The sequence below is a fragment of the Leptolyngbya sp. PL-A3 genome (genome assembly GCF_039962325.1).
Taxonomy (GTDB): domain Bacteria; phylum Cyanobacteriota; class Cyanobacteriia; order Elainellales; family Elainellaceae; genus Vacuolonema.
In genome coordinates this window covers 1-20,087 of the sequence record NZ_JAMPLB010000076.1, presented here as the reverse complement: position 1 = coordinate 20,087, position 20,087 = coordinate 1, and the positions used below count along the sequence as shown (strand labels likewise).

Annotated in this window: 22 protein-coding genes and 3 pseudogenes; 17 read left to right on the top strand and 8 right to left on the bottom strand. The window is 49.7% G+C overall.

What is annotated here, in order from left to right; all coding sequences use genetic code 11:
• Positions 1–24 precede the first annotated feature (24 nt).
• The 3 genes from NDI52_RS30040 to NDI52_RS30030 all read left to right on the top strand — a co-directional run bounded on the left by NDI52_RS30040 (position 25) and on the right by NDI52_RS30030 (position 2,541).
• Positions 25–525 carry a cupin domain-containing protein gene (locus tag NDI52_RS30040; protein ID WP_190769874.1) on the top strand — a complete coding sequence of 167 codons (501 nt, stop codon included), beginning with the start codon at positions 25–27 and terminating at the stop codon, positions 523–525.
• 15 nt (positions 526–540) lie between these two features.
• On the top strand, positions 541–1,569 hold the full coding sequence (locus NDI52_RS30035; protein WP_190769873.1) for a zinc-binding alcohol dehydrogenase family protein: 1,029 nt from the start codon (positions 541–543) through the stop codon (positions 1,567–1,569).
• 78 nt (positions 1,570–1,647) lie between these two features.
• Positions 1,648–2,541, top strand: a complete 894-nt coding sequence (locus tag NDI52_RS30030; protein WP_190769872.1) for an alpha/beta hydrolase — start codon at positions 1,648–1,650, stop codon at positions 2,539–2,541.
• Positions 2,542–2,600: 59 nt separating this feature from the next.
• Here NDI52_RS30030 and NDI52_RS30025 read toward each other — a convergent pair whose 3' ends face one another.
• The 5 genes from NDI52_RS30025 to NDI52_RS30005 form a co-directional block, all read right to left on the bottom strand.
• Complete coding sequence (locus NDI52_RS30025) at positions 2,601–3,050, bottom strand: transposase (RefSeq protein ID WP_190769871.1); 450 nt, start codon at positions 3,048–3,050, stop codon at positions 2,601–2,603.
• The gene (locus NDI52_RS30020) at positions 3,047–3,430 is read right to left on the bottom strand and encodes a transposase (RefSeq protein WP_190769870.1); all 384 of its coding nucleotides are present in this window, start codon (positions 3,428–3,430) and stop codon (positions 3,047–3,049) included. Before NDI52_RS30020 ends, NDI52_RS30025 begins: the two co-directional genes overlap by 4 nt.
• Positions 3,423–3,617, bottom strand: a complete 195-nt coding sequence (locus NDI52_RS30015) for a hypothetical protein (RefSeq protein WP_190769869.1) — start codon at positions 3,615–3,617, stop codon at positions 3,423–3,425. Before NDI52_RS30015 ends, NDI52_RS30020 begins: the two co-directional genes overlap by 8 nt.
• A 134-nt stretch (positions 3,618–3,751) precedes the next feature.
• On the bottom strand, positions 3,752–5,731 hold the full coding sequence (locus NDI52_RS30010) for a family 10 glycosylhydrolase (RefSeq protein WP_190769868.1): 1,980 nt from the start codon (positions 5,729–5,731) through the stop codon (positions 3,752–3,754).
• Positions 5,732–5,944: 213 nt separating this feature from the next.
• The gene (locus NDI52_RS30005; protein ID WP_277874461.1) at positions 5,945–6,079 is read right to left on the bottom strand and encodes a hypothetical protein; all 135 of its coding nucleotides are present in this window, start codon (positions 6,077–6,079) and stop codon (positions 5,945–5,947) included.
• An 87-nt stretch (positions 6,080–6,166) separates the two neighbouring features.
• On the opposite strand from NDI52_RS30005, the gene NDI52_RS30000 reads away from it, so the two are divergent.
• From NDI52_RS30000 to NDI52_RS29960, 9 genes and pseudogenes are all read left to right on the top strand, one after another.
• A complete protein-coding gene (locus NDI52_RS30000; RefSeq protein ID WP_190769867.1) occupies positions 6,167–6,529 on the top strand; it encodes a GFA family protein in 363 nt (120 codons plus the stop codon).
• On the top strand, positions 6,459–7,127 hold the full coding sequence (locus NDI52_RS29995) for an Hsp70 family protein (RefSeq protein WP_190769866.1): 669 nt from the start codon (positions 6,459–6,461) through the stop codon (positions 7,125–7,127). Before NDI52_RS30000 ends, NDI52_RS29995 begins: the two co-directional genes overlap by 71 nt.
• 76 nt (positions 7,128–7,203) lie before the next feature.
• Positions 7,204–7,317 (top strand): annotated as a pseudogene (locus tag NDI52_RS29990) (WD40 repeat domain-containing protein); the annotation flags it as partial.
• Between the two features lie 123 nt (positions 7,318–7,440).
• Entirely contained in the window at positions 7,441–8,721 is a 1,281-nt protein-coding gene (locus tag NDI52_RS29985) for an STM4015 family protein (protein WP_348256877.1), read from the top strand.
• Positions 8,722–8,750: 29 nt separating this feature from the next.
• Positions 8,751–9,902, top strand: a complete 1,152-nt coding sequence (locus tag NDI52_RS29980) for an STM4014 family protein (protein ID WP_190769864.1) — start codon at positions 8,751–8,753, stop codon at positions 9,900–9,902.
• An 83-nt stretch (positions 9,903–9,985) separates the two neighbouring features.
• The gene (locus NDI52_RS29975) at positions 9,986–10,786 is read left to right on the top strand and encodes an STM4013/SEN3800 family hydrolase (protein WP_190769880.1); all 801 of its coding nucleotides are present in this window, start codon (positions 9,986–9,988) and stop codon (positions 10,784–10,786) included.
• A 66-nt stretch (positions 10,787–10,852) separates the two neighbouring features.
• Positions 10,853–12,172, top strand: coding sequence for an STM4012 family radical SAM protein (locus NDI52_RS29970; protein WP_190769879.1), 1,320 nt, complete (start codon positions 10,853–10,855; stop codon positions 12,170–12,172).
• A 22-nt stretch (positions 12,173–12,194) separates the two neighbouring features.
• Entirely contained in the window at positions 12,195–13,439 is a 1,245-nt protein-coding gene (locus NDI52_RS29965; RefSeq protein WP_190769863.1) for a HEAT repeat domain-containing protein, read from the top strand.
• Positions 13,440–13,470: 31 nt separating this feature from the next.
• Positions 13,471–14,325 (top strand): annotated as a pseudogene (locus NDI52_RS29960) (STM4011 family radical SAM protein).
• Positions 14,326–14,343: 18 nt separating this feature from the next.
• Here the strand turns inward: NDI52_RS29960 and NDI52_RS29955 are convergent.
• The 3 genes from NDI52_RS29955 to NDI52_RS29945 form a co-directional block, all read right to left on the bottom strand.
• Entirely contained in the window at positions 14,344–14,724 is a 381-nt protein-coding gene (locus NDI52_RS29955; protein ID WP_190769862.1) for a DUF1257 domain-containing protein, read from the bottom strand.
• Positions 14,725–14,805: 81 nt separating this feature from the next.
• Entirely contained in the window at positions 14,806–15,213 is a 408-nt protein-coding gene (locus NDI52_RS29950) for a DUF1257 domain-containing protein (protein ID WP_190769861.1), read from the bottom strand.
• The gene (locus tag NDI52_RS29945) at positions 15,214–16,824 is read right to left on the bottom strand and encodes an AAA family ATPase (protein WP_199308070.1); all 1,611 of its coding nucleotides are present in this window, start codon (positions 16,822–16,824) and stop codon (positions 15,214–15,216) included. It lies immediately after the preceding gene.
• Positions 16,825–17,065: 241 nt separating this feature from the next.
• Between NDI52_RS29945 and NDI52_RS29940 the strand changes: the two are divergent.
• The 5 genes and pseudogenes from NDI52_RS29940 to NDI52_RS29920 all read left to right on the top strand — a co-directional run.
• Positions 17,066–17,413 (top strand): annotated as a pseudogene (locus NDI52_RS29940) (DUF6714 family protein); the annotation flags it as partial.
• 45 nt (positions 17,414–17,458) lie between these two features.
• On the top strand, positions 17,459–17,905 hold the full coding sequence (locus tag NDI52_RS29935; RefSeq protein WP_190789557.1) for a hypothetical protein: 447 nt from the start codon (positions 17,459–17,461) through the stop codon (positions 17,903–17,905).
• A 30-nt stretch (positions 17,906–17,935) separates the two neighbouring features.
• Positions 17,936–18,511, top strand: coding sequence for a hypothetical protein (locus NDI52_RS29930; protein WP_190789556.1), 576 nt, complete (start codon positions 17,936–17,938; stop codon positions 18,509–18,511).
• A 119-nt stretch (positions 18,512–18,630) separates the two neighbouring features.
• Positions 18,631–19,392 carry a GDSL-type esterase/lipase family protein gene (locus tag NDI52_RS29925; protein WP_190789555.1) on the top strand — a complete coding sequence of 254 codons (762 nt, stop codon included), beginning with the start codon at positions 18,631–18,633 and terminating at the stop codon, positions 19,390–19,392.
• A gap of 119 nt (positions 19,393–19,511) precedes the next feature.
• Positions 19,512–19,988: a hypothetical protein gene (locus NDI52_RS29920; protein WP_190789554.1), complete on the top strand. Its 477-nt coding sequence runs from the start codon at positions 19,512–19,514 to the stop codon at positions 19,986–19,988.
• The last annotated feature ends 99 nt before the right edge of the window (positions 19,989–20,087 follow it).

The following is a 20,087-nucleotide window of genomic DNA, read 5'->3' as shown; positions in this document are numbered from 1 at the left end:
AATCTCAAGAATGGAGAAATAATCATGCTTACAGAGCAAGGAAAACAGAACGGTGTTGTATTGCAAGCCGGTCAGGGAAAATCTTACTGGGTGCTAGGTGATTTATATACGTTTAAGACCGTGAGCCAGGATACCAATGCAACCTACTCACTTATGGAAATGATTGTTTATCCTCAGACAGGTTCGCCTCCTCATATTCATAGCCGCGAAGATGAATCGTTCTTGGTTCAATCAGGAGAAATTCAGTTTCAAGTGGATGGAGAAACCATTATTGCAACACCGGGAACCTTTCTCTACTCCCCTAGAGGACAAACTCATGTGTTTACGAATGTCAGTAACCAGCCTGCTATGGTCTTGTGTTGGGTAACACCAGCTGGGCTGGAGCAGTTCTTCATGGAGATTGGCACTCCGGCTGATGATCCGACTGCACCGCCACCTCCAGTTACAGAGGCAGATATTCAAAAAACGATCACTTTAGCTCCTCAATATGGTTTGACTATTTTGTCTCCAGATTCCTCTCACTAGTTGCTAAGAGAAACCATGAAAGCCCTTGCCGTTGATCCCACTCGTCTCACTCATCCACCAGATTGCTTTGCTGAAATTGCTGTTGAACCGCCCACCTTAAGAGCCAGGGATTTGCTAGTGCGAGTGCGGGCGGTGTCCATTAATCCAGTGGATTATAAAGTTCGTTCATCTATTCAAGACAAGCAATCCGCCCCTCAAATTTTAGGCTGGGATGCGGCTGGAGTCGTGGAGCAGGTTGGATCACAAGTTAGCCTATTCAAACCAGGGGATGAAGTGTATTATGCAGGCAACATTACTCGCCCTGGAAGCAATAGTGAACTTCATGCGGTTGACGAGCGGATTGTTGGTCGTAAGCCTGCCCGTCTTTCATTTGAACAAGCAGCAGCACTTCCACTAACCACGATTACTGCCTGGGAAGGATTGTTTGAGCGCATGGGAATCTCTGATCAAAAGTCAGAAATCAACCACGGCAAACACCTTCTGATTATCGGTGGCGCAGGTGGAGTTGGATCGATCGCCATTCAATTGGCAAAGCAGGTTGCTGGGCTAACTGTGATTGCAACCGCATCCCGACCTGAAACCGTCGATTGGTGTCTCAGAATGGGAGCGGATTACACAATTAATCATCATCAATCCTTCAAATCAGAACTGGAAGGAACTGGCATTCAAGATGTGGATTATATTTTCTGCTTGAACGATACAGAACAACATCTGGTCAACATGGCAGAAACAATCAAACCCCAGGGAAAAATTTGCTCGATCGTTGAAACAGAACATTCCATTGACATGAATTTGCTCAAAAACAAAAGTGTGACGTTTGCCTGGGAGTTTATGTTTACTCGCTCCATATATGAAACCAATGATATGCAAGCTCAACATGATCTATTGAACAAAGTCTCAACATTAGTGGATCAACAAATCATTGAAAGCACAATGACAGAATGTTTGGGTTCTTTAACTCCAGAAAATCTCGCGAAAGCTCATGCTCAACTCGAATCGGGTCGAACGATCGGCAAGCTAGTCTTGTCCGGATTCGCACAATAGCCATGTGCGGCGAATAAGACCTGATTCGATTTTAATGTACTGAAATTAATCCTCCCTCATCGCTAGGAGCAAAATACCATGTTGCAACCAGAAGAAGCCATTTTTAGCACTCAAGGACTCAAGCTTTGGTACAAAGTTTCAGGTACTGGTCCCATTTGCATTGTGCCTACTCCAGGGTGGGGACCGAGTTCCGATATGTACTTCCAAACCTTAACCCCACTTGAAACGATATTCACCCTTGTTTACCTTGATACAAGAGGCACGGGGCGTTCGGAGCGACCAGTGCAACCAAGCGATTACACCTACGATCAGTTTGCGGCTGATCTGGATGCACTTCGACAGCAATTAGGACAGGAGCGCGTTTGGTTAATGGGGCATTCCGAAGCCGGGCGTCACGTACTCTACTATGCTTTGCAGTATCCTGACCATTGTGCTGGGCTGATCCTTCTCGATGCCGTCAGTTTTCAGGATGAGCGATCGCATACAGATATGGAAATGCGCCTGCGGGAACGACAGCACGAACCCTGGTTTGACCTCGCCTACCAAGCATTTACTAGTCAGGAAATGCCGGAGTCAGAAGCCGATTTTTTGAAGTTTATTCAAACCATCCTTCCGCTCTACTACTATGATGTTGCTAACATCCAGCTCAATGCGTCTCACCATGCTGCAACATCAATGTCTTTAGATGCGTTCAAAGGTTCTGCTCAATGCCAATGGCATAAAACCAACCTGATGTCGCGGCTTAAAGAGATTTGTGTTCCAACTCTGATTGCGGTTGGGAGCCATGACTTTATTTGCTCGCCCCTCCATGCTCATCGATTACATATGGAAATCACAGGCTCAAAGTTTATTTTGATTGAGAGAGCAGGCCATTTTCCCTGGTATGAACAACCCGATCAGTTCTTTACTAAAGTGAAGGAAGGGTTAGCCGCTGTCCAAGCATCAACTTGGCACAATTTACTCATTAGATAACATCAATTCCGTTCTTATTCTTCAATCTCCGCTTGTAAGAAACTGTTTGTAAAAGTCAATTAAGCAGTTTTCCGATCCCAGGTTCGTCTGTTTTTGGTAAGTCTTCGTAGCATCAATCGAATCATCACCACATAGACCATGCCTTCGTGATTCTCTGGTAATCGTTCATAGTCTCGGTTGAGAATTCGGGCATTCTTCAGCCAGGTCCAAGTCCGTTCTACTATCCATCGCTTCGGTTCTACCTGAAACCCCTTAGCATCCTCTGCTCGTTGGCTAATCTCAACCTCGACTTGTCGTCCTTCTTGCTCAAAGAAGTGCTGAATCAATGTTCCCAGATCTCCTCGATACCCCTTATCCGCTAGCACCTTCACGATGCGCTGATGCATCTGCAGAACCCAGACTAAAACACCAGGAGCTGTTTTGACATCTGATATATTGGCGGCACTGACATAGCAACCCAGCACCAGGCCCAGCACATCGACCCCAATATGACGCTTGCGTCCCTTCACCCATTTGTTGCCATCAAATCCCTGTTCCTCCCCCCTTTTTGTCCCAGTTTCACGGACTGACTATCAATGATCACCAAGCTCGGTTCTTCATGCCGTCCTGCGGCTTGCCGTACCTGCCGTATCAGGGTCAGGTTAATTTGCTCCCAGACTCCCAACCTCACCCACAAGCGATAGTATCCATACACCGTTTGCCAAGCTGGGAAATGCTTGGGGATTGCCCGCCATTTCAGAGCATTATCTGCCCGGTAGAAGATAGCGTTAAGGGCTTCCCTTAAATCGACCTCTCGGTCTTTACCCAAGGGCTTAGGAGCAGGCAACAAGGGTTCAACGATTTCCCACTCGGCATCGGTCAAGTCGCTGTCATAGAGAGGTTCAGTCATGGTCAGCGGCTAACTTCGACTCTGACGCAATTCGTTTAGAGACATCTTGCGCTGATTCCCCGGATTGACGGCAGGGGCGGTTACACTCCTGACATCGCCACCCGGCTAACTGTTTGGCTTGTAGACGCTCCACATCTAGATAACGCATCACGGATTGGGTCTGAACTTCAAACTCCTCAGTATGCATATAATTCGTCTGTTTTGATCAGGTATTTGGGAAAAGCCAGTTTATTTAGCTACAAGATGGGCGTGTTTAACCTTCCTCCGCTTACCCACCATGCCTGAACCGACGAACTTCAGCAACTCGACCACCTGAATAATCTATTTGATGTTGATAACGACTCCTAGACTTTCATTGGCTAAGCGATCAGCGGTACACAATGCATAGGTACCGGGTTGTAGGGAAAGGTTTGTCCTTGTATTGGGGAGAATTTCCTGGAGGCTCCAGGTGGTTCCGGTCTGTCGATAAAGGGTGAAGGAACGGGTGTTCGGGGCGGCAACCCAGGAAAGTTTGCCGTCTATCGTACGAACGTTTTGCGGAGGAGCGGGCCGCGTGTTGGAGAGCCAGGGCATGACTGGAGGGAGAGCGGCGGTACGGTAAGTGTCGCTTTGGAAGCGATCGCAAATGCCTTGGCGATTGGTTAGAAATGCCTTTGCACTATAGAAAATATTGCCCAGCACAAGCTTCGTTTCCAATTGACGGGTGATGGCGACCTGACGTTCAATCTCGCTCAACTCCCATGTTTTACCGTCTAACTGTGACAGGGTGTTGCCGGGGTAGATGTGTCGTCTCTGGGGATTGTTGTCAGCCCACCACTCCAGCAAAACAGGATAGCTCTGGGCAGGCGGGTCAATGCGCCAGTAGAGCTGCGGTGCGAGGTAATCGACCCACCCCTGTTGAAGCCAGCGTAGGGCATCTGCGAATAGTTGGTCGTAGGCATCTAATCCCCGAATCTGGGGTGGCTGGCCGGGGCGATAAATGCCAAAGGGACTAATACCAAATTTGACCTGCGGTTTGGTGCTGCGAATGCCTGTAGCAAGCCGTTGCACCATGCGGTTCACATTATCTCGCCGCCAATCGTTCAGGGAAAGCGTACCACCCCCGGCCTGATAACGCTGGTAGGTCGCTGCATCCGGGAAGGTCTGCCCTGCAATCGGGTAAGGATAGAAGTAATCGTCCAGATGAATGCCATCTACGTCATGACGACGCAGTACATCCATAATGACGTTGTAAGTCTGGTCTTGGACAACTTGTGAGCCAGGATCCATCCAGGATTGGGTGCCCCAGGGGTAGACTACATCGGGATGGGTCACAGCCAGGTGGGGCGCAACGTTCACCGTTTGACTCGAACTGCGTGCCCGGTAGGGGTTAAACCAGGCATGAATTTCTAGATTGCGCTGACGGCATTGGGCGATCGCAAATTGCAGCGGGTCATACAGGGGGTTGGGCGCTCTGCCTTGAGTGCCCGTTAACCAGAAGCTCCAGGGTTCCAGCGTGGAGTTGTGCAAGGCATCCCCCTCTGGCCGCACTTGCAAAATCACCGCATTGAAATTTAATCTCTGCAATTGATCCAGAATGGTGATGATCTCAGCCTGTTGTTGTTGTGTAGTCAACGTGCGGCTACTGGGAAAATCAATATTCCATACCAGGGCAACCCAGGCGGCCCGAAACTCTCGTCGGTGGGAGACCTGAACCAAGGGTGTCCATTGGACAATCCATTCCGATGGAATGGGTGAAGCCTGCCCCATGTAGACCAGACTTTGATAGATAAAGCTCGCAACCTCCGCACGGGTAGCAGGTTGTTGAGAGTGAATTTGAGTGCGGTCGGGATAGTTCACCACGATGCCTGCTGCGGTTGCCGTGGCGATCGCACTCCTGGCCCAGTCGGGAATTTCTGCTGCATCTCGGTAGAGGTCTGCCAGGGGAGCCTGCCCCGAAGCGGTCATGCCCAGTCCCCCCACCAGCGCTACCCAGGTTTGGAGTCGGGGAATGGCTTCTGTCGGGCGAAATTCACGACCGGGATAACCCGACATGAACCCGGTTTCGTAGGCCCACTGGATTGCAGGGGCTGCCCAATGGTTAGCAGGAACATCAACATAAGGGACGTAGGGACGTTTAGGAGCAATGGCGAATGCCCCCCGCAGCATGGAAGCAAATTCAGCGCGTGAAATCAGCTGGTTTGGGCGAAAAGTGCCATCCTCAAAACCTCGCAAGACTCCCCGTTCTGCCAGGGCTTCGATAAAGGGACGTGCCCAGTGGGTCTGGATATCGGGAAAGCGGGGAGAAGGAGACTGCGGCATAGGTAGTTAATGGAGTGTTGGGCTAAGAATACTTCTTCAGATTCATTCAATAGTGCAAGAAGGACTTTGAGTGACACTAAAGTGATGAATATGATTAGAGAAGGACAAGTCAAAAAAGTCAAACAAGGGGACAGTGTGTCTCAAGTGAAATTTATCGAAGCAATCTTTGAAATTGCTGATTAAGGGAATACGGACGATATCGATCGTTTGTCCTTAAGAAGTTCTTGCAATACAACCAGCGAGATTGAGGAGCATGACGCGGCCATGACTGCGATCGCCCTTCCCTGTATTAGCAAGAATATCAAAGGGTCGCATTACCAGGAGTAGTAAGGCGTGAGCATCACTCATCCCATGCCAACCCATCAAAGTGAAGACGCGGGATTTTCGATAGCGTAGTATTATTATCTCCGCACACTGCACTCTGGGTAGAGCAGCATGGACCAGTTTACAGGTGGCTGCCTTTGCGGCAACGTCCGAATTGTAGCGTCAGGACTGCCATACCGAGTCGGGCTCTGTCACTGTCTTGACTGCCGCAAGCATCATGGTGCCCTTTTTCAGGCTTCTGCAGTGTTTCCACAGGATGCGGTCACGATTGATGGCGAAACACGCGACTACGCCGGGCGTTTTTTCTGTCCCCGATGTGGCTCGTCTATTTTCGCACGCACTGCAGACGAAATCGAAGTAAACTTGGGCTCTCTGGATGCCCCTGACCAACTGATGCCGACCTATGAAAGCTGGATCATCCGTCGTGAATCCTGGTTGCCGTCGTTCCCGCTCACAAGGCGTGCAGAAGTCTGATATCGATCAGGTGTTGCTCGTAGGCGGGAGCTGCCAAATTTGGGCAATTCAGCAGCTTTTTATGGCCTACTTTGGGCCGCAGCACGTTCAGCTTCACAAGCCGTTCGAGGCAGTTTCCCACGGGGCACTTGCCCTGACGCAAATTGCCGGACTGGAGGACTATTTGCGCCACGGTTATGCTATCCGCCTCTGGGAACCCTACTCCCGCTCCTACACCTATTTTTCCCTGTTTGAATCGGGTACAAAATATCCTTGTGGGCGATCAGAACCGCTGATGCTGCAAGCTGCCCTCGAAGGACAAACTGAAATTCGTTTAGATATTGGCGAAGTCGCGCACGTTACCGAGGCAGAAGTGACCTATGACGCGCAGGGACGCATGAGCAGCGCTCCCCTTCGTCAGCAGGAAACCTATCGATCACTGGAACTGAACCGTGAGCAGGTTTGCATGGCACGGCTGGAGCCGCCCGGACAACTCGGAATTGATCGCCTTGCCGTGGAATTTGAAGTTACGGAACACCGAATTTTAGTGGCAACCGTGCAGGATTTGCTGACGGGAAAGGTATTGGTAGAACGGGGGGCGATCGCGAAACTAAGTTAAGCCGATGTAGGGCAGCAGCAGCTCTGATAAACCGGTAAAAGTTTGGAATTTACAAACAGGACAGGAGCAAACGTTTACAGGACATTCTCACTATATTTTGTCCGTTGCGATGAGCCAGAATAAACAGTGCATTGTCAGCGGTAGCCGCGATGGAACGATCAAAATTTGGGGAATACCGCCTCTTTCCTAGTCCGGTCTTTTAGATAGGAGTTGTCTACGAATGCTACGAATCATCACTTTCTGACCGTTCAGTAGTCGTCCTGGGAATTCTAATAAAGTTTTTCTTTTTCTCTTTCATTACCCGTTCATTATCATGACGCACTCCCCCTCCGATCCTCAATCTTCTGATGTTGTGCTGGGCGGTAACGGTCCGGCTCCCAATCAAGGCGCAATTCTGGGTGGCATTGAAGGTATTCGGCAAAAGCTGAATCATCCTGACCTGACGCTGAGGCTAGAGGCACTGGATCAAGCCTGGAGCTATGGGGATGCAGGGCGAGTTTGTCTAGAACAGGCACTGGGCGATCGCTCTAAAACAATTCGGCGACGGGCACACTGGCTTCTCCGGCAGCCCAAAGTCACGCCCCGACCGCATCTTCCGGTGTGGGATCTTGCTGAGCGACTGGGCGGCTATCTGGGCTATAGCGGTCAGCACGTCACCCACTTTGCCAAGCGAGATGTGCGGGAATTCCAGGCAGGACAGGCGTTGTCAAATCCTCAGCAAACAGCCTACGCGCTGCGCTCTGGGTACGACGATGACAATGATGGGGGAACTTCGATCGACGCTCAGCTAGATGCTTTGCTAGATACTGCTGGATCAGAGCAGGTTGAGGCGCTGGTGTTTGGAGCTTGGAACCGCGATGAAGACTTTTTTACGGGAGAGGACTCTTCGCAGGAATTGGTAGAGCAGTTAGCGTCATTGAGCAATCGTCTCCCCAATCTGAAAGCTCTGTTTATTGGTGACATTACGTCAGAGGAGTGCGAGGTATCCTGGCTTACTCAGAGTGATATGAGTCCGATTTTGCAGGCATATCCGCAGCTCGAAGTATTACAAGTCCGAGGCGGCATGGGATTAAAGTTTGAGCCATCTGAGAATGCAGTGCATAAGCATTTGAAGGCACTCATTCTAGAAACGGGCGGATTGAGCCGAGAAACAGTCACGCAAATTTACGAATGGGATTTTCCGGCACTGGAGCATCTCGAATTCTGGTTCGGCAGCGAGCACTATGGCGGCGACTGCTGGGAACAGGACTTAGCTCCCATCCTGAATGAACTCGTCTTCCCTAATCTCACCTATCTGGGTCTTCGCAACAGTCAGTTTGCTGACGAGTTGATCGATCGACTGATCGGTTCGCCCCTGCTGGCAGGACTCCAGGTGCTAGACCTCTCAATGGGCACTCTCTCCGACGAGGGAGCTGCAAAACTGCTGGAATACTGGGAAATTAGCAATCTAGAAATTCTCAACGTTTCTGAAAGCTATCTTTCGGGGGCCACAATCGATCAGTTGCAAGCGTTAGGCATCCAGGTTATTGCGGATGATCAGCGGTCAATTGAAGATGAGTACGATGATGGGCGATACTGTGCTGTTTCCGAATAATACGCTGCAATAACTGCGATCGCTATTCCATGCTCAATTTTGTTCTCATTGCCAATCCTGAAACGCGACGGGTCGAGCTGTTCCAGCAGGCACTCGCCCGGTTTGACTTACCTGCTGCCGAGCTAATTCCCTACGAAGAACTGCTGGAGGGACGCTGCTCGCTCAGCCAATGGGACGCACCAATCTGGTATCGCTTTGACGCACCAGAGCGCAGTTTTGCGGTCGATCGGGCCTTGATTGCGGCAGGCACAGAAGTGCAGGATACAGGACAGCATCAGCGAATTGGGGCGATCGAGGCTTACCGTCTACCTCCAGACAAAGGACGCATTCTCTATCCGCGTCAGTGGTATTTGGGCTGGCGCAGGCGATTGCAGGAATGGGCAGGACAAATGCGCGGCACGGCGTTAAACCATCCCGAAGACATCATCACGATGTTTGATAAGGTTCAGTGTCAGCGGATTCTTGCCCATCACCAGATTCCGATTCCCCATTCTTTGATCGGTCACGCGCCCATTCTCAGCTATGACGATTTGCGCGATCGCATGGATCAGCAAAACTGTCAGCGGGTCTTTGTGAAACTGGCGCACGGTTCGTCTGCATCGGGCGTGGTTGCCTATGAGCGGCGTAGTCATGCCGAACGAGTTACGACCACCGTCGAACGAGTGATAGAACAGGGTGAACTGCGCTTTTACAATTCACGCAAAATTCGCCAGTATTCCGACTCTCATGAGATTGCCGATATCATGAACTTCTTGCTAAAAGAATCGGCGCAGGTGGAAGCCTGGATGCCCAAAGCTCGGCTAGAAGGACGCGAATTTGATGCGCGAGTGGTGGTGATTGGCGGAAAGGCACGACAGGTTGTTTTGAGAGTGGGCAATAGCCCGATGACTAACCTGCATCTGGGCAACGATCGCCGCGACGTATCTGCCCTTCCCCGATTGCTGACCCCAGACATCTGGCAAACCATGCTGCAGACCTGCGAACGCGCCGCGGCCTGTTTTCCTCACAGCTTTTACTGCGGTATTGATCTCCTGGTTGCACCCAATTTACATGATCACTACATTCTGGAACTGAATGCCTTTGGTGATCTGCTGCAAGGCATTACCTGGCAGGGACAGGATACCTACACCACCGAAATCACAACGTTGTTAGAACAACAGAAGATACTCATACAAATTTAGGAGGTAATGCGATCGTGAATGATATAGCGACGGATAAAACGATTACAAATAATCTGGCTATGACGCGTCCGCTCGTTCATGACATGAATGCGATCGTCGGCACCCATGACATCATTTTTATCACGTTTGATACGCTGCGCTACGATGTTGCCCAATTCCTCTGGCAAGCCGGACGAACGCCCCATCTTGCTGCCCTTCTACCCGATACTGGGTGGGAAAAACGCCATTCTCCTGCCAGTTTTACCTATGCCGCTCACCAAGCCTTTTTTGCTGGATTTTTGCCCACCCCAATTCATTCTGGCAACCATCCTCGCCCCTTTGCGCTTCAGTTTGAGGGCAGCACCACGATCGCACCCGAAACCTGTGTTCTGAGTGGCGCAAGTTTACCCGAGGGTTTAGCCGATCGAGACTACCGTACCATTTGTATTGGCGGAGTCGGTTTTTTCAATCAGTGCAATCCGCTGGGAAATGTTTTGCCTGGCTTCTTTCAGGAGCGATATTGGAGCCCAGAACTAGGTGTTACTGATCGCCACTCTACCCAGCATCAGGTTAGTTTGGCCTGCGATCGACTCAATACGCTTCCCAAAAACCAGCGGGTTTTCCTGTTTATCAATTTGTCTGCCCTGCACCAGCCCAACTATTTCTACTTACCTGGAGCAACGACTGACTCAATTGAAACCCATGCCGCCGCTTTAGAATATATCGATCGTGCCCTCGTCCCCCTCTGGCAAACCTTGCGCGATCGCGCCCCCACCTTCGGTATTCTCTGCTCTGACCACGGCACAACCTATGGCGAGGACGGTTATACCGGACACCGTATTGCTCACCCGATCGTCTGGACAGTTCCCTACGCGGAAGTTCTTATCGATCACTTCGATCAATAAACACACTCCTATTCGCCTAATTTCGGGAATCCTGAAGCGAGACCAACCTCTAAACAAATGCCTTCTATGCTAACGACTCAACTGCCTCTGCTCACCCAATCGCCCTACCAGGCTTACGTTTACTCCTACCCTCACAAAACTGCTTACCGTCCTTTTCCCGATCGCTCACTGAACGAAATCTGGTCAGCCGAAAAACGCGATGCTCTATTTCTCTACATTCACATTCCTTTTTGTGAGATGCGCTGTGGGTTCTGCAATCTGTTTACCACAGTCAACCACAGCGATGAGTTTGTGAACCGATATGTCACCGCCGTCCAGAGGCAGGCAAAGTGTGTAAAAGCTGCCCTGGGAGATGCCCAATTCGCCCGATTTGCGCTCGGAGGTGGCACACCAACTCAACTGCCGATTGCCGCACTGGAAACGATTCTGAACGTGGCAGAGGATGAAATGGGCGCATCGCTGAAAGAAATTCCGGTATCGGTGGAAGTCTCGCCCGAAACGGCGACCACAGAGAAGTTGCAGCTTCTACGCGATCGAGGAGCAGACCGGATCAGTATTGGCGTTCAGAGCTTTATCGATTCAGAAGTGCTGGCAACCCAGCGTCGTCAAACCTCTGCTCAAGTACAGGCGGCTTTAACGCGAATCCGCGAAACAGGATTTCCAACGCTGAACCTGGATTTAATCTATGGGCTTCCTGGACAAACCGTAGATACCTGGCTGCACTCCATTCGTACGGCGCTCCAGTTCCATCCCGAAGAAATTTACTTCTATCCCCTGTATGTGCGTCCTCTGACCGGCTTGGGATTGTCCGATCGCCAGTGGGACGATATTCGCCTTGCCTGCTACCGTGCCGGACGGGATTTGCTGCGATCGGAGGGCTATACTCAGGTTTCAATGCGAATGTTTCGCCGCCATCAATCGCCTCACTCCTCTAGCCCGGTTTACTGCTGTCAGGCCGATGGCATGATCGGTTTAGGCTGTGGAGCAAGATCATACACGCGATCGCTGCACTACTCGAATGATTATGCCGTGAATGCCAAAGAGATTCGCAGCATTATTGAACAGTACATCACCAGCGACGATACTGTATTCGATCGCGCTAACTATGGTTTTGACCTGAATCGAGAAGAGCAACAGCGACGATTTATTCTGCTCTCTCTGCTTTCTGAAGAAGGGCTAGATGGTTTGGCCTATCGCGATCGCTTCAGCAGCCATCCTTTCACCGATTTCCCCGCACTTCAAGAACTCATTGATTGGAATCTGGCCCATCAAGAAGCCGATTTATTAGCGCTGACCGACTTGGGGGTTGAGCGGTCGGATGCGATCGGACCCTGGCTGTTTTCAGAAGATGTGCGGCGATCGATGCAGGCATACGAATTGAAATAAAAACAACGAATCAGGAGCTAATATGCCAGATCAAAAACATCAGCCGCAGGACAGTGATGCAATTCTGGGAGGACAATCCCCTGCACCTCAGAAAAGCACAATTTTAGGCGGAATTGAAGGAGTTAAGCGGCGCTTGTTGCACCAATCGATCGCTGAACGAGTTGCTGCTTTACAGGAGGCACTGAACTATCCGCCAACAGGTTTATTCCTGGTCATTCAGGCACTTAAGGATGAAACTCAGCAGGTTAGACGGGCAGCCTATCAATTGCTACGGGACCGAACAGAACCAGAAGTACAGCAAGCACTAAAAGATTACAATCCCTGGAATTTAATCGAACGGATTATCGAACCCTTAAGTGATGGGTATCTCTATTATCCTTTTAATCAATTTGCGAATCGGAGTGTGGCCAGCTTCGATCGTCAAGTTGGCATTTCTGATCCAACAGACATAGCCTATGCCGTCTACGACAATGACTTTAAGAAATTTCTGCAAGATCCAAGAGCCGGTGAAGTCGAAGCACTCATTTTCAGTGACCGTAGCAGGTATATTGACGATGGAGGCTACAGGGGCAGCAGACGGGAACTGAAAGAGGCTAGCCGACTCAGAAGCCTTAAAGCACTGTTTATCGGACCCTACGACTGGGACTTGCAAATCTCCTTTACACACCTCTGCGATATTAGTGATGTGCTCAGGGCTTATCCAAACCTGGAAATGCTCTGTCTGCGTGGAGGGGATGATGATCGAAATCCTGATGCCCCATGGGAAGAGTTTACAACTGTACAGCACGACCACCTGAAAACCCTGATTGTGGAGACGGGCGGACTCAGTGCTGAAAAAATTGCTCAAATTCTCACGCTCAAGCTACCTGCATTGGAACACTTAGAGCTGTGGCTGGGCTGTCTGGACTATGGCGGAAGATCATCGATTGACGACCTGATGCCCATTCTCTCAGGCGAGGCATTTCCAAATTTAGTCTATCTGGGGTTACGTAACAGTGAATACGCTGATGAAGTTGCTGTGGCTATCACCCAATCCAAAATTATGGAGACGATCAAAGTTTTAGATTTATCGATGGGAGTCTTATCAGACGAAGGCGCAGAAGCATTACTCAATTGTCCATTGCATCAGCTTCAAATTCTCAATGTTTCTGAGAGCTACCTGTCTGGCAGCATGATTGACAGACTTCAAACGCTAGGCATTCAGGTTTTTGCTCAAAATCAGAAAGGTGATGAGTATGAAGATCGCTACTGCTCCGTTGCCGAATAGTGTTTCCCCTTGCCTTCATTCACTCAATCCTATGCACCTGACGATTCTCTATCGCGGCTCGCTTGTTAGCTGTAACTACGGCTGTGAATACTGCCCCTTTGCTAAGCGCCAGCAGAGCGCCGCAGAATTAGCAGTCGATCGCCAATCACTCGATCGCTTTGCTTAGTGGATTGCCGATCGCCCAGAACACGAATTCTCGATTTTGTTCACACCGTGGGGTGAGGCGTTGATTCACTCCTGGTATCAGCAAACGCTGGCGCGGTTGTCTCATCTGCCGAATGTGCGAAAAGTCACAATTCAGACAAATCTATCCTGTTCTTTAGATTGGATCGAGCAGGCCAATCCTGATTGCCTTGCGCTCTGGGCAACATTTCATCCGGAGTGGTCAACCCTCGATCGCTTTGTAGAAAAGTGCGAGATTTTGCTCGATCGCGGCATTCGGTTTAGCGTCGGAGTCGTTGGATTCCCTCAGTTTAGGGAAGCGATCGCCACTCTGCGCCAGCGACTTCCTCAAAACGTTTATCTCTGGATTAATGCTGTAAAAGCAGAACTGCCCCAGCTTGCCGCCGAAGATCGCGCATTCTTTCAGTCGCTTGATCCACTGTATGAACTGAATACGCAGCACTATTTTAGCCTGGGCAAATCTTGTCGCGCCGGAGCATCGGTAATTTCAGTGGATGGGGAAGGCAACATTCGCCGCTGTCATTTCATTAAAGAGGCGATCGGCAATCTTTACGATCCGGCATTTGAATCTGTTTTGTTTGAGCGACCCTGCACAAATGAAACTTGCCACTGTCACATTGGCTATGTGCATCTCGATGAACTGGAATTAGAGAAAGTTTTTGGTTCGGGCATCCTGGAGCGGGTTCCGATCGCCTATCAGTAATTCAATCACATCTCATCCTTAAACCCACTTGCCAACCACCAGGCGCACAGTGCCATCTTCCAGCGTTTCCTCAGCCTCAACGTTAAAGCCCTGCGTCTGGGCGAATGCCATCAGCGATTGGTAGGCATATTTTTGCAGGATAGGGTTGAGGAACTGCTGCTGATTCATGCCCACGCCCCAGAAATCTGCGACCAGTTCGTAGCTCTCGTCTCCGTCACCGCGCCGAAATCCTAAATCGTATCCGTTCGATCGCCGAATTACATACTCCGCTTCTGTTTTGTCTCCCCGATAGCCGCGAACCTCAGCATTGCACTCAATGGTATAGCCCAGCTCTTGCAGTACTTGATGTAGTATTTCACCATCTTTGATCTGAACTTTGATGCGGCTAAAGTGTGACATGAACGTCTCTCTCTCTTTTATTTTCTGCTTCCTCTTAGAACTGGTTTGAGAAGCCCCTTCTGGGGCTTCTCAAACGGCTTCTTACACCCATTTTGCAAGTACGATGCGAATGGTCCCATCCGCCAGGGTTTCCTCCTGCTCGACCGCAAATCCCTGAAGCGGCGCTTGAGCCATGAGCGCATGGTAAGCGTATCGTTGCATTACACCATTGAGCCACTGCTGCGAATATTTGTGGCGATCGTACTCGGAAATAATAGCGGTAAAGCCACCATTTTCCTGACGTTTAAAGCCGATGTCGTTGCTCGCTCTGCCGATGTATTGGCGACGGATAATGATTTCTGCTGTATCGGGTCGCAAGTCGCCCTGATATCCATAAAGAGGCTGTGCGGTTTCGTGAACTTCAATGTGCTGAAATCCTGTTTCAGTTAACGCTTTGACGAGCGCATCTACATCCTTAATTTCAGTTCTGATTTGGGTGAAATGAGACACTTAATCAACCTCCAGCGGTCCAATACCGTAATGATGGGTTAACTGACGTAGCTCTTCGACGAGTTGCATATCCTGGGACGCTGGACGCGCTCCTGTACTGGCAGCCCACTGCTTGAGGGCATCGATCTGATCGCGGGCGATCGCCGCCAGCGGCACCGTCTCTTCAATCGCTCGGACAATATCTTCAGTGCTAAAGTCCTGCCGATTACCTGGAGTACCGTGGCTAAACGCTCGCTGCATGCCATCGACGACGGTTTGCTCAATCTCAGCTCCGCTAAACTCTTTCGATTGACGCGCCAGCAAGTCGAGATCAAACTCGCGTAGACGACTGGGTCGTAATCGCTGAAGATGGACACGAAAGATCTCACGCCGCTCCTGTTCTGTGGGCAGGTTCAGGAAAAAGATTTCGTCAAACCGTCCTTTTCGCAGCAGTTCGGCGGGCAAGATTTGCACATTGTTGGCAGTGGCAACAATAAATACGGGACTGGTTTTCTCCTGCATCCAGGTAATTAAATTACCAAACACGCGTCGGCTTGTGCCCGAATCCCCGTCATACCCTGAACTGAGGCTACCAAAGGCTTTGTCGATCTCGTCCATCCACAGCACGCAAGGGGCGATCGCTTCCACAATTTGAATCATCTGACGCACGCGGCTTTCACTTTCGCCCACTAACCCACCAAATAGCCGTCCGGCATCTAGCCGTAGCAGGGGCAGTCGCCACTCGTGGGCGATCGTCTTAGCAGAGAGCGATTTGCCCGTGCCCTGAATCCCTGCCAGCAAAACACCTTTGGGGTTCGGAATGCCATAGCGTCGCGCTTCTTCGGTAAAGCTGTCCTGCCGCATCTGCACCCACTGCTTCAGATTATCGAGTCCTCCGACACTTTTAAGGGATTCGTGAGTGGTGACAAACTCCAGGATCCCTGTTTGCCGGATCGCCTGCCGCTTGGCTTCCAACACGCCATCGATATCCTGTTCTGTGACTTGCTGTTTCGCGGCGATCGCTTTTGCCAGCACCCGTTGAATTCTGGCTCGGCTCAACCCCTGACAAGCTTTAACCAATTGCTCACGTGATAGCGACGACAGCTTCAGCTTTTCTGGCACGACCAATTGAGAAATCAGATAATTGATTTCATCCGCATCAGGAAGCGGAAAATCAATGACGGTCATTTCTTCAATAAATTCAGGCGGCACATCCAGCGAATAGCTCGTCAGAATGAGAGTTTTACGACTGCGTTTTAGTTCACGAGCCAGATTTTTGATTTCGCGAATGACAGGTACATTGGGCAGGTGCAGTGGTGCTTTGAGAATAGGATGCAGGTCTCGCAGAACGTAGAGCGCCGGTTTCTCGCCCGAGGCTTTTGCAATGCGACCAAGTGCGGCGATCGCTGACCCCTTATCCGAACCATTGTCGCTCCAGCCGCGCACAATATCCCACAAGTAAAGCTCTCGTTGCGGAGTTGAAAGCGCCGAAGCTTGAAAAAGAACTGCCTCGATCGGTTCTTCTTCTGCACCCACAATATAAATCAGGGGGTATCGCGCTCGTAGCATTAAATCAAGCTGTTCAACAATACTCTGGTGACTGGTTGGGAGTGCAGATAAATTGTCATTCATACGGGAGCATAGAACAGAAAAGTATAATTGCCGAGCCAACTCTAGTGTTCCCCTTGCAGGTTGGGATTGAGCAACAAGGAATGTAAACTACTCTACCCTAGAGTGGACAATTCAGTTGATTCAGAATGCATTTGCCCAGGTAGAACGGCGGGACGGCATTACGCTTCATCAGGCGATCGCCCTCGATAATTATGTGCCATCTGAAGAGGTGGAAGCCGCACGCTTATAGGACAGGGAGAATCATTGGGGCGAGATCCCGCGGGAAACTCTCAAAAACTTTGAATCGGCTCTGTCATTTATGGGTGAATCGGGAACTCGCTATTATCTTCCTGCCTTTATGATTGCTGCCCTGGAAGGACATATTGACCCTTGTATTCCATTTTTTAAGATTACTCGGATGGCGGGTAGTTTGCGCGCGCGCGCTCCTGATCGCGTCATTGCTACCTACGGTTTTGATCAGAGCCAAAGTGGGGCGATCGCCGCTTTTCTCAGGTTTGTTGTGGGAGAACAGAGTGAACGGGCTGAGGGGCAGGCAGAATTGCAACGGGTCTGGGCCTGGGAAGATTATGTGAACAATTGGAATGCGTAAAAAATTATGAGAACAACAATCTTTACTGCATTTTTCCTTATATTCATGATTCCTCCGGCATTAGCAAATGCAGAGGAAAGCTGCCCTATTTCCCAAAGTATTTATCGGGATGGAAACGGACAGGGTTTTGAGCTGGTTTTTGGCCCACCACCTGTCGGAAGTATTGTTGATGCAACGGCTGTCATTAACCATCCCCTACAAAGCCACTTGTATGAATTTACTGTCGATCAAGTGAGTGGTTATGGCTCCATCTGGATGGCGGAACAAGTCCCAACGCTTCCCAATGGGGATCAAAGATTTTGGTTGGCATTTTTTGATCAGAATTTGCGATCGGCTACTCCTCCTTTCTTTGGAGAGGAAACAGAGGCACCGAAATATGCCGTGATCTCTGAGCTGGGTAGCCATGACTACTATGCAAGAAGAGGAACGGTAGGGCAGACAGAAGTGCCCTTATTACAAGACGTTATATGGATTCACGAGCGATGCCAGTAGATTCTAAATTGAAAGCTGTGGGTTTATTTAATGACGAAAAGCTATAACCAAATACTTCGGCGCGTTGGCATTGTTTGGATTGTCTTCGGTCTGGTAGACATTATTTATTTCATTGGGCATACTACAAATGGCTATATTGCAAGCCATATCAGTGTTTCTCCGGCTTGGGGAACCATTGCAGTTGCCCTTGGCGTGTTGCTGATTCGAGGGAATTTGAGAGTCGCGAATTGGATGGGGGGAATTGCTATCTTTTTCGCCCTGTGGCTGTGCGGTTCTTTTCTGGTTGCTGTGTTATTTAGACCACTGGGTCTATGGATGGTAGAACTGCGGCAAGCACCCACCAACTTTGTGGCTCGTTGCTTGTTTAACATCGCTACCCTTGCCGTCCTGGGCTGGACTCATCAGCAACTACGCAGCCGAACAGTTCTGGAGGCTTGTGCTGCGAAAGGGCTGGAAACAAAATTACAGAAAATTGGATTTGCAGTGGTATTCGGCCTCATCAGCGTTGTCGCACTCCTTACCCACTCAATGCTAAATGGAAGTGACGCGGCAGAAGCGGAGGGCTTGCGCGTGTTCAGCTTGGCGATCGCTACACCTACCATGTAAGTGGTATCCGCCGGTCTGCCAATCAGGTGTCTGCCACTGTTACGGCATACTCAGAAGATGAAATTTGCTACGTTGAAGTGAAGTGGGATAAACGGTAATGAATAAAAGGTAATAGTTCGATGAAACTCAGTAAGCTTTCTATCCTATGGAATGCCCTTATTCTTTTAGTCTTGGGAAGCCTGGCTTTCCTTAATGTCGTTCTTTTTAACCAGGCTAAAAAATATTATCTTGAGGTGAACCAAACCCGGTTGGATCCATTGGGGCTAAATTATTACCCTGTAGATTTTGAAGGTACAGCCGATCAACCAGAACCTCGTGTAGTGTTCCTTGGGGACTCCAGAGCTGAAAATTGGCCGCCTCCCGATATAAACGGTTATGAATTCGTCAATCGTGGAATTTCTTCTCAAACTTCGACTCAGGTTGTTCAGCGTTTTTCTCCCCATGTGCGTTCCTTAAACCCTGACATCGTTATTATCCAGGTTGGTGTCAACGATTTAAAGACGGTTACTTTATTCCCTAAAAGCCGGGAATCCATTGTTCACAACACGAAGGCAAATATTGAACGTATCGTCAATGAATCCCACAGCTTGGGGGCAGCCGTGATCGTAACAACAATCTTTCCCGTAGGTGAGGTGCCTTTACAACGCAGACCTTTTTGGTCTGATGACATCAGCCAAGCTATTGACGACGTTAACGCTTATATCAAGACCTTGGCGGATGAGCAAACCGTGGTGTTCGATACCTTCCCTCTTCTTGCAGATGGCCGAGGTGTTTTGAGGGCTGAGTACCGTAGCGATGAACTGCATTTGAACGCGCAGGGGTATGCCGTGCTTAACGCAGAACTGTCGAAGCTTATCAACTTACGATCCTTTCAAAAATAAGTTGCGTAACCTTAGGTTCTAAAACGCTAAAGTTACACAACTTATGTTTGTAAGAGTACTGAAGCCAATAGAAAACAACTCAAGGTTAGACCGTTAGATTCTAAACCAAAGTTCAACCGATGAAACTTGTTCCCTACGAAACATTCACCCTGCAAACATCGGACTCCATCTTTCAGGTTCGGGAAAAATTGTCTGCATTTATTGAACCTCCAAAACCCCTCCGTTGGTCCCACAGTTGCAGTAACGTTCCCTATGCAGGAAGGCTTGATGAAACGGGCTTTGAGATTCGTCGCATCATTTACTACCGCAATTCATTCTTGCCCATTATCCGCGGGCAGTTTGAGGCAACAGCACAGGGAACGACCATCCACATCAGGATGGGAATGCATCCCCTGGTTATTGCCTTTCTAATATTTTGGGGGAGTATATGGTATAGCATTCTGACACTCATGTTTGTTTCAGGTGCTATTCTGCCGGATGTGGCGATCGCATGTTTTGTCATTCCTACCATTATCCTGGCTGTGTTTTGGGGAGCATTCTGGTATGAGGCAAAGCGTAGTCGCCAAGATCTGGTTAAACTTCCTGGTTCTAAATAAGTTTGTGTTTTGTGACAGAATGCCTCCTCGACCGAGAGAACTCCTATGCTGAAGGTAAGCACTGTGGAGGATACCCTCTATGACAGAGCAGAAGAAACG